The sequence below is a fragment of the Neisseria sp. HMSC074B07 genome (assembly GCF_001810355.1).
Lineage (GTDB): Bacteria > Pseudomonadota > Gammaproteobacteria > Burkholderiales > Neisseriaceae > Neisseria.
The window spans coordinates 275,520-282,922 of the sequence record NZ_KV800921.1; the positions used below are offsets into that span (position 1 = coordinate 275,520).

Sequence of the window (7,403 nt, forward strand, 5' to 3'; positions counted from 1 at the left end):
TTGTCCTGATTTAAATTTAATCCACTATAAATAGAGGTTTGCCAATACGTTGCAGCCCTTCATGTTTTTGCCGTCGCAGGCTTTTTTCAGCGGCGGGTAGGCATCGGGGGGCTTTCCAGATAGTCGCGGGTCCAAATGCCGAGTGTGACGCAACTGTCGAGCTGGTTGCGCGTGCATTGTGTAATCAGTTTTTGATAGGCTTCGTCGTCGTAGTCTTCGGCGTATGCCGCCGGCAGCAGTCCGAGCAGAAGGGCGAACAGTAGGGAGGTTTGGGCGGGTTTCATGGTTTCTCAAGAACCTTTGTACGGATAAGGGTTTGTCGGCGGTTGCGCAATCTGAATGCGGATATCTTTGAAGGCGATATCAACGTTAACCTATTCGGTTTTCCAAACGAGATTTGACTGCTGCCTAATCTGTTGCATCTTTGCAAAAGGTCGTCTGAAAACGTTCAGACGACCTTTGGGTTTTATTTGCAGGTTTTCATATTCAGGCTGCCGTAGCGCCCGACGATGTTGCGGATTTCCTGTGCGTCTTTTTCATCGACCGACATGAAGATGACGGTCATGCGGGAAACGCTGAGGGTGCTGTCGGCGGCGTTGCCTTTGTCGTCTTGTTCGACGATGCGCGCGCCGCCGAAACCTGCTGCGGACAGGCGCGAGATGAGGACTTGGGCGGAGGAGCGGCTTTTCATGACGCCGAGGCTGATTTCGCCGTTGTGGAGCGTGCCGTTGAAGCCTTTGTTGCCGAGGGCTTCGAGGCGGTTCATGGCTTCGCTGTCGGCAGGCAGCACGACGCGGAAGGTTTTGGCGGCGTGGTCTTTCGATGCACCGCGTTTTTCTACGGTGCGGCTGGCGGCGTGCGGCCAGCGGGTCAGCAGGCCTTTGATACGGTGGTAGTCGTCTTCGTCCAGGGTAACGCTGGCGTTAGACGTACATTGGCGGGCGGCGGATGCGTTTTTGGCGGCGGGATTTTCGTTGGCGGCAGCAGCCGGATTGGTGTTTTCGGCGGCGGCTTTTTCTTTTTCGCGGCGGGCTTTTTCTTCACGTTCTTTTTTTTCTTTTTCGCGGCGCGCCTGTTCCTCTTCTTCTTTTTTCTTGCGTTCGGCTATGGCTTCTTCGGATTCGGGCTCGGGCAGGTCGGCTTGTGTTTCGTCGGTTTGCAGCCAGTCGGGTTGCGCGTTGTCGGCAGGCGCGGGGGCTTGCTGAGGGCGCAGGGATTCGGGTTGGGCGAGTTCGTGGGCGCCGCCTTCTACGGGCGCGGCGTTGGGGGATTTGGCGTTGTTGAGGCGGTGCGTAATCATGCCGCCGAAGACGATGATGTTGAGTGCCACGAGGGCGGCGAAAAGCCATTTCATGAGTTGTTTTCCTTTTTTGTGTTCGGTTGCCGTTGCGGTGTGCGGGCGGTTTTGTGTTGTTATTGGTTGTGGCGGATCGGCGTCAAAGCCAACCGGCTGAAGTTTGCTGCGTCTGAAGGTCGTCTGAAAAGCGGTGTTGCGTTTCAGACGACCTTTTTGAATCTGTGCTACGGCATTGCTGCTTATTCGGGCAATTTATCAGGCTGTTCCTGCTCTTGCGCGACCCAGTTCAATAAGCCGTAAATGACGAGATTATCTACAATTTTTACTGTATTGTCCAAAACAAACTGCTTGGGCAGGGCGTTGACGACTTTGCTTGCGCCGCCGCCGGTGATGATGACGTCGACGGGTTTGCCTTCGCCCGTTTTTTGTTGCAGCCGCCCGTGCATCATGATGACGGCTCCGCAAACGGCATCCATCATGCCGCTGGTGATGGCGTTGGGCGTGGTGGTGGGGAAGGGGTACACTTTGCCGGCGGGGCGGTCGAGGTTGGCGGTTTTGGCGGCGAGGGCTTCTTTCATGAGGTGGAAGCCGGGCATGATGGTGCCGCCGAGGTAATGGTTGTCTTCGGTGAGCGCGTCGGTGGTTACGGCAGTGCCGCAGCTGACGACGACACAGGCGTTTTGGCTGAAACGGCGGCTGCCCAAGGCGTTGAACCAGCGGTCGGAACCGTGTTCGGCGGGGTTGCGGTAGTGGTTGCGGATGCCGAGCGCCTGCGGCATGGAGGGCAGCCAGCGGACGGGCGCGGTCAGGTGGGCTTCGACCAGGGCTTTTTTGAGGTCGCCGCACACGGCGCAACCGACGATACGGGTGCGGTCGTCTGAACGCGCTGCCCATTCTTCGCCGAGCCTGCTCAAATCGCGGTACGGCGCGCGGGTGACTTCGTTGAACACGCCGTTTTCCACCCATGCCCATTTGAGCTGGCTGTTGCCGCCGTCGAGCAGGAGGAGGCGTTCGGGTGGGCGCGGCGCGGCGGCGCGGGGCGTGTCGTCGGGGCGCAGGCTGATTTCGCCGCTGACGACGGTTTGTTCGCCTGCCGATGTCATCAGGTGCAACGCGCCTTGTGCATCGACGCTGAGGACGGTGCCTTCGTTTACGGTCTGCCCGTCGCGCAGGAGCAGGACGGGTTTGTCGTGGTCACGGTGGGCGGTTTGGTATTCTTCAAGGAAGGGGGCGAACCCGTTTTGCGCGTATTGCGTCAGCACGACATTGAGTTCGCCCAACAATTTGTCCAACAGCGTTGAAGCGGGAATGCAGTGTACGGAGGCGGTGCCGCGGGCAAGCTGCGCGTTGTGGAAGAGGGCTTGGACGGAAGCGGCGTTTTCGACTTCTTTGGGCAGGACGAAATTGATGCCTATGCCGATGACGGCAGCGGTTTTGCCCCCGTTGCGGACGGTTTCGATCAGGATGCCGCCGAGTTTGTCCCTGCCGGCGACCAAATCGTTCGGCCACTTGATTTGTATGTCCAAACCCGATGCGGCTAAAGCGCGGCGGCAGGCGAGCGCGACGGCGGGGGCGAGCGAGCCGAGTTCGTGCTGCGGTTTGTCGAATACCCAGCCGAAGCTGAACATCAGGCATTCGCCCAGCCGGTGTGTCCACTTGCGTCCCTGCCGCCCGCGGCCTTTGGTTTGCAGATGCGCGACGCAGAGCGATTTATGGGCTTGTTCGGGCGAAGTGCGCGCCAGATTCAGGATTTCGTCGTTGCTGGATGTGCATTCGTGTTTTAAGGTCGTCTGAAAACCGCGTTCCGCGCCCAAACGTAGCAACGCTTCTTCGTCAAACAAAGCAAGCGGGCGCACGAGCCGCCACTGCCCGTCGTGCTGGCGCAGCAGTCCGCGGATGTGTGCGGGCATCTGTTGCCAAAAGCCGTTGAGCTGGTGCGGCTTCACGCCCGCGATACGCGCGAGATGGGAAACGTGTTGCGGCAGACCGTCGGCAAGTTCCGCCAAAACCCGACTGTGCGGCAGTTTCAGCGCGGTCATTTGCCGCCCTCGGCTGCGCGGATTTTTTCCAGCGTTTTCGTGGTGGAAGTCTGGTGCAGGAACGGAATGGAAAACACTTTGCCGCCGCGCGCCAGCGTTTCTTGCGCGCCGACGATTTTTTCGACCGGCCAGTCGCCGCCTTTAATCAGGATGTCGGGTTTGATTTGCTCGATCAACTCGGCGGGCGTGTCTTCGTCAAACCAAGTGACCAAATCCACGCTTGCCAATGCCGCTGCCACCGCCACGCGGTTTTCCAGCGGGTTGACGGGACGGTCGTCTCCCTTGCCTAAACGGCGCACGGACGCATCCGTGTTCAAAGCCAGCACCAACGCCGCCCCCGCCGAACGCGCCTGCGCCAGATAGGTAACATGCCCCCTGTGCAGAATATCGAAACAGCCGTTGGTAAACACCAGCGGGCGGGGAAGCGTGTGCAGACGTTGCGCCAATTCTTCGGGCGGGCAGATTTTGCGTTCGAAATCGGGGAGGGACCAGTCAGACATAATCGGGATTCCGTTGGGGATAAACAGACAGGCGGTATGATACCGAAGCGGGCGGAAAAGGTAAATTTGAGGGGAGGAGAAGGGGTCGTCTGAAAAGGCAGGCTTTGACAAAATTGCCACTTTGGCGTTGTTCCTATGTACGCCGGTTTGTTCGGCATTACGTCATACAATCATGAACGACGCGCTTGGAAATGGAAAAAGCCGGAATCTGCGGGAAGCAGAATCCGGCTTGTCTAGGTCGTCTGAAAATGGCTAGGACATCCCTAAGGTTGGAAGGCGGTTCAACCCGGTTTCAGGTTTTCAGACGACCTTTTGTTCAGACGGTCAAACGATGGGTTTAATCGTCGTCGTAATCGTAGTAATCATCGTCCCAGTCGCGGTAGTGTTTGCGGTGGTGATGTTTATGTTTGTGTTTTTTGTAGTACGTATCGCGGTAGTACGGATCACCGTAGCCGTAACCGTCGTAGCCGTAGTAGCGGGATTCGCGGTAACGGCGGTCGCGCAAGGCGATATCGTTGTCTTTTTGATTCATTTTTTTATTGTGGTAGGCGTAGGCGTTGCCTGCCAAACCGCCCGCCACTGCGCCGATGATTGCGCTTTGTCCGTCGTTGCCCAACAGACCGCCCAAGGCTGCGCCTGCTGCTGCGCCGGCAAGGGTGGCTTTTTTCTGGTTTGCCGTGCCTCGCGCTTCCGCGTGGATGGCGGGGAGGCTGAGGCTGGCGGCGAGCAATACCGCCATAAGTGGTTTCATGGTCATTGTTTCTTCCTTTCGTGAAACACGGCAGATGCCGGAGTTATTTTCATTATAATCAGCCCTTTGTTTACCTTTCGCCCGCCTGTGGAAAATTAGCGTAAACAAATGTTGCTTTTGTTCGGTACGGTTACTCGGCTGATAGATGGAAAGCTTGGTCTGTCTTGGATTTGGCGGCAATAAAACGCCCCGAAGCCGCAATGCGGTTTCGGGGCGTTTGGGTTTCAGACGACCTGTGCGGTGTCTGCAACACTTGTTGGAAAAAAGCCTATTCTTCAGGCAGCCGCCATACGGACAGAATGAATCCGCCCCAGATGACGACGAGTGCGATAATCATCATGACGATGGCCGAGGTACTCATTCTTTGTCTCCTTGTTCATGTTCGTGTTCGTCTTTGACGTTGAAGTTTTGACCATGCTTCCAAGGCAGAAGCGACAGCACCACGGAGATGACAATCAGACCGATCGACATGCCCCAGCCGAAGATATTGAGGAAATCGCTGGGATATTTCGAGTAGTTTTCTTTAAGCAGGCCGATTGTGTCTTGGTACAACATATAGCCGAGCATGGCAACGGTAAAGATGACGCTGGCAGTCCAAATCGCACCGACGCGGACGGAGGAGAGCGCGTTCAGGTGGTTGCGCAGTTCGGGCAGTTTGCGCAGGGCGATGATGGCCAAAACATAGACGAAGCCGGCGGCGACGATGCCGTAGGTATTGACGAATTTGTCCAATACGTCCAAAACGGGCAGGCCGGTGGTCGTGCCGAAGAGCAGGGTGGAGATAATGCCCATCGGGATGCAGACAAGCAGGGTAGCGTTGACGCGGCCGATGTTCAATTTGTCCTGAATGGCGGCAACGATGACTTCGACGATGGAAATCATCGAGGTAATGCCTGCGAATACCAGCGAACCGAAGAACAATACGCCGATCAGCGCCCCCATCGGAGCTTGGTTGATGATGGTCGGGAAGGCGATGAAAGCCAAACCGATGCCGCTGGAAGCAACTTGACTGACGGCTTGTCCATTGGCTTGTGCCATAAAGCCCAGCGCGGCGAATACGCCGATACCGGCGAGCAATTCAAAGCTGCTGTTGGCAAAGCCGACAACCAAGCCGGTACCGCCCAAGTCGGTTTTTTTCTTCAGGTAGGAAGAGTAAGTCACCATGATGCCGAAGCAGATGGAGAGCGAGAAGAAAATCTGACCGTATGCAGCGACCCAGACTTTGGGATCGGAAAGTTTCGACCAGTTGGGCGTAAACAGTGCGTCCAAGCCCTTGGCCGCGCCCGGCAGCGTCAGTGAGATGCCGACCATAATGATGAACATAATCAAAAGCAGCGGCATGAAAAACGACGATGCGCCTGCCACGCCTTTTTGTACGCCCAAAGCCATGATGATGCAGGTAAACAGCCATACGCCGATCAGCGGGCCGACGACTTTGCCGACAAAATCCAAGCCTAAGGCTTCAGGGCCTGCCATGTTTAAGAAGTCTTTAAAGAAAAATGCCTGCGGATCTGCGCCCCATGCCGCGTTCAGCGAGTAATACGCGTAGCTTGCCGACCAGCCGATGATGACTGCGTAGTAGATACAGATGATGATATTGGCCATGACGTTCCACCAGCCCACAGGCTCGAACCAGCGGCCGAGGCGGCGGAAAGCCAGCGGGGGCGAGCCGCGGTAGCGGTGGCCGATGGCGTAGTCGATCAGCAGCAGCGGGATGCCGGCGGTCAAGAGCGCGACCAGATAGGGTAGGAGGAACGCACCGCCGCCGTTTTCGAAGGCGATGTAGGGGAAACGCCAAATGTTGCCCAGGCCGACGGCAGAGCCGATAGCGGCAACCATAAACGCGCGGCGGTTGCTAAACGTCGCGCGTTCGTTTGTTTTGGAATCAGACACGTTGATACCTCTTGCTTTAATGTGGTATGAAAACAGCCGCTTGGCGGCTTACGGTTATAGAAATGAGGTCTGACAGGGGTAATGTCGTCTGAAAAACAGTCGGCTTGTGGCCTTTGTTTACAATCTATGGCTGTATCGTAAAAAAATTTAACAGGCTTGGCAAGTGGGGAAAACGGATTTTTAGCTGTATTTCAGGCAGTTTGGGGAAGATGAGGGAAGATGGGGTGCAGGATGGGGGTGTTTTTTCAGACGACCTGTTTTTTCAAAGGGGGTATTTATAGTGGATTAACTTTTAAATCAGGACAAGGCGACGAAGCCGCAGGCAGTACAGATAGTACGGAACCGATTCACTTTGGTGCTTCAGCACCTTAGAGGAATCGTTCTCTTTGAACTAAGGCGAGGTAACGCCGTCGGTTTAAAGTTAAGCCACTATATGTTCTTTGATGAGGAATGAGGTGCTTGCTCTCAACCATGTATTTTGCGTGAAAATATATTTTTTAATTTGTTTCGACTATAATGATATCGTTTTACATCTATATTGCGCGGAAAGTAATCTTTTTTATATTTCTTTATAAATCTTCTGATTTTCATCGAAAGGAATCTTCATGAAAAGATTTGGCAGCACTTTGTTTATCCTGGGTCTTTTAGCGTTCGGTTTGAATTATATGAATGCTGTGCCGAAAGTTTTAGCATGGATTTATAACTGGGGGGAAGATACTGCAATGTGGATTAAAGCAGGGGTTACCGGTGGTGGCGCTTTGATTTGGCTGTTGGGTCATTTTGCCGAAAAAGGCGGGCAAGAAGCGTTGGAAGAAGACGACGAATAAATTTGAGCGTCAACGCTGCGGTTGTTGCGGATACGCACTGGCGCAGCGCTTCGAAAAAGAAAGATATAGTGGATTAACTTTAAACCGGTACGGCGT

At 55.2% G+C, this 7,403-nt stretch carries 8 protein-coding genes; 1 reads left to right on the plus strand and 7 read right to left on the minus strand.

The window, feature by feature from the left end:
• Nucleotides 1-86 precede the first annotated feature (86 nt).
• The 7 genes from HMPREF2726_RS04920 to HMPREF2726_RS04945 form a co-directional block, all read right to left on the minus strand.
• Nucleotides 87-284: a hypothetical protein gene (locus tag HMPREF2726_RS04920; RefSeq protein ID WP_009311035.1), complete on the minus strand. Its 198-nt coding sequence runs from the start codon at nucleotides 282-284 to the stop codon at nucleotides 87-89.
• Nucleotides 285-466: 182 nt separating this feature from the next.
• Complete coding sequence (locus tag HMPREF2726_RS04925; RefSeq protein ID WP_009311036.1) at nucleotides 467-1,354, minus strand: hypothetical protein; 888 nt, start codon at nucleotides 1,352-1,354, stop codon at nucleotides 467-469.
• A 182-nt stretch (nucleotides 1,355-1,536) separates the two neighbouring features.
• Nucleotides 1,537-3,336 (minus strand): bifunctional biotin--[acetyl-CoA-carboxylase] ligase/type III pantothenate kinase, encoded by a 1,800-nt coding sequence (locus HMPREF2726_RS04930; protein WP_009311037.1) that lies wholly within the window; start codon nucleotides 3,334-3,336, stop codon nucleotides 1,537-1,539.
• A complete protein-coding gene (rfaE2, locus tag HMPREF2726_RS04935) occupies nucleotides 3,333-3,839 on the minus strand; it encodes a D-glycero-beta-D-manno-heptose 1-phosphate adenylyltransferase (RefSeq protein ID WP_148132473.1) in 507 nt (168 codons plus the stop codon). Before rfaE2 ends, HMPREF2726_RS04930 begins: the two co-directional genes overlap by 4 nt.
• A 334-nt stretch (nucleotides 3,840-4,173) precedes the next feature.
• Nucleotides 4,174-4,593, minus strand: coding sequence for a glycine zipper domain-containing protein (locus HMPREF2726_RS04940; RefSeq protein ID WP_003768927.1), 420 nt, complete (start codon nucleotides 4,591-4,593; stop codon nucleotides 4,174-4,176).
• Between the two features lie 262 nt (nucleotides 4,594-4,855).
• On the minus strand, nucleotides 4,856-4,948 hold the full coding sequence (locus tag HMPREF2726_RS12920) for a methionine/alanine import family NSS transporter small subunit (protein ID WP_009311042.1): 93 nt from the start codon (nucleotides 4,946-4,948) through the stop codon (nucleotides 4,856-4,858).
• Nucleotides 4,945-6,480 carry a sodium-dependent transporter gene (locus HMPREF2726_RS04945; protein ID WP_070602433.1) on the minus strand — a complete coding sequence of 512 codons (1,536 nt, stop codon included), beginning with the start codon at nucleotides 6,478-6,480 and terminating at the stop codon, nucleotides 4,945-4,947. The genes HMPREF2726_RS12920 and HMPREF2726_RS04945 overlap by 4 nt, the downstream gene beginning before the upstream one ends.
• Before the next feature lie 605 nt (nucleotides 6,481-7,085).
• On the opposite strand from HMPREF2726_RS04945, the gene HMPREF2726_RS04950 reads away from it, so the two are divergent.
• Complete coding sequence (locus HMPREF2726_RS04950; RefSeq protein WP_009311044.1) at nucleotides 7,086-7,307, plus strand: hypothetical protein; 222 nt, start codon at nucleotides 7,086-7,088, stop codon at nucleotides 7,305-7,307.
• The last annotated feature ends 96 nt before the right edge of the window (nucleotides 7,308-7,403 follow it).

What these genes read in the sequence shown, in the direction of transcription:
- HMPREF2726_RS04920 (WP_009311035.1), bottom strand. Translation starts at nt 284, where the DNA reads ATGAAACCCGCCCAAACCTCCCTACTGTTCGCCCTTCTGCTCGGACTG.
- HMPREF2726_RS04925 (WP_009311036.1), bottom strand. Translation starts at nt 1,354, where the DNA reads ATGAAATGGCTTTTCGCCGCCCTCGTGGCACTCAACATCATCGTCTTC.
- HMPREF2726_RS04930 (WP_009311037.1), bottom strand. Translation starts at nt 3,336, where the DNA reads ATGACCGCGCTGAAACTGCCGCACAGTCGGGTTTTGGCGGAACTTGCC.
- HMPREF2726_RS04940 (WP_003768927.1), bottom strand. Translation starts at nt 4,593, where the DNA reads ATGACCATGAAACCACTTATGGCGGTATTGCTCGCCGCCAGCCTCAGC.
- HMPREF2726_RS12920 (WP_009311042.1), bottom strand. Translation starts at nt 4,948, where the DNA reads ATGAGTACCTCGGCCATCGTCATGATGATTATCGCACTCGTCGTCATC.
- HMPREF2726_RS04950 (WP_009311044.1), top strand. Translation starts at nt 7,086, where the DNA reads ATGAAAAGATTTGGCAGCACTTTGTTTATCCTGGGTCTTTTAGCGTTC.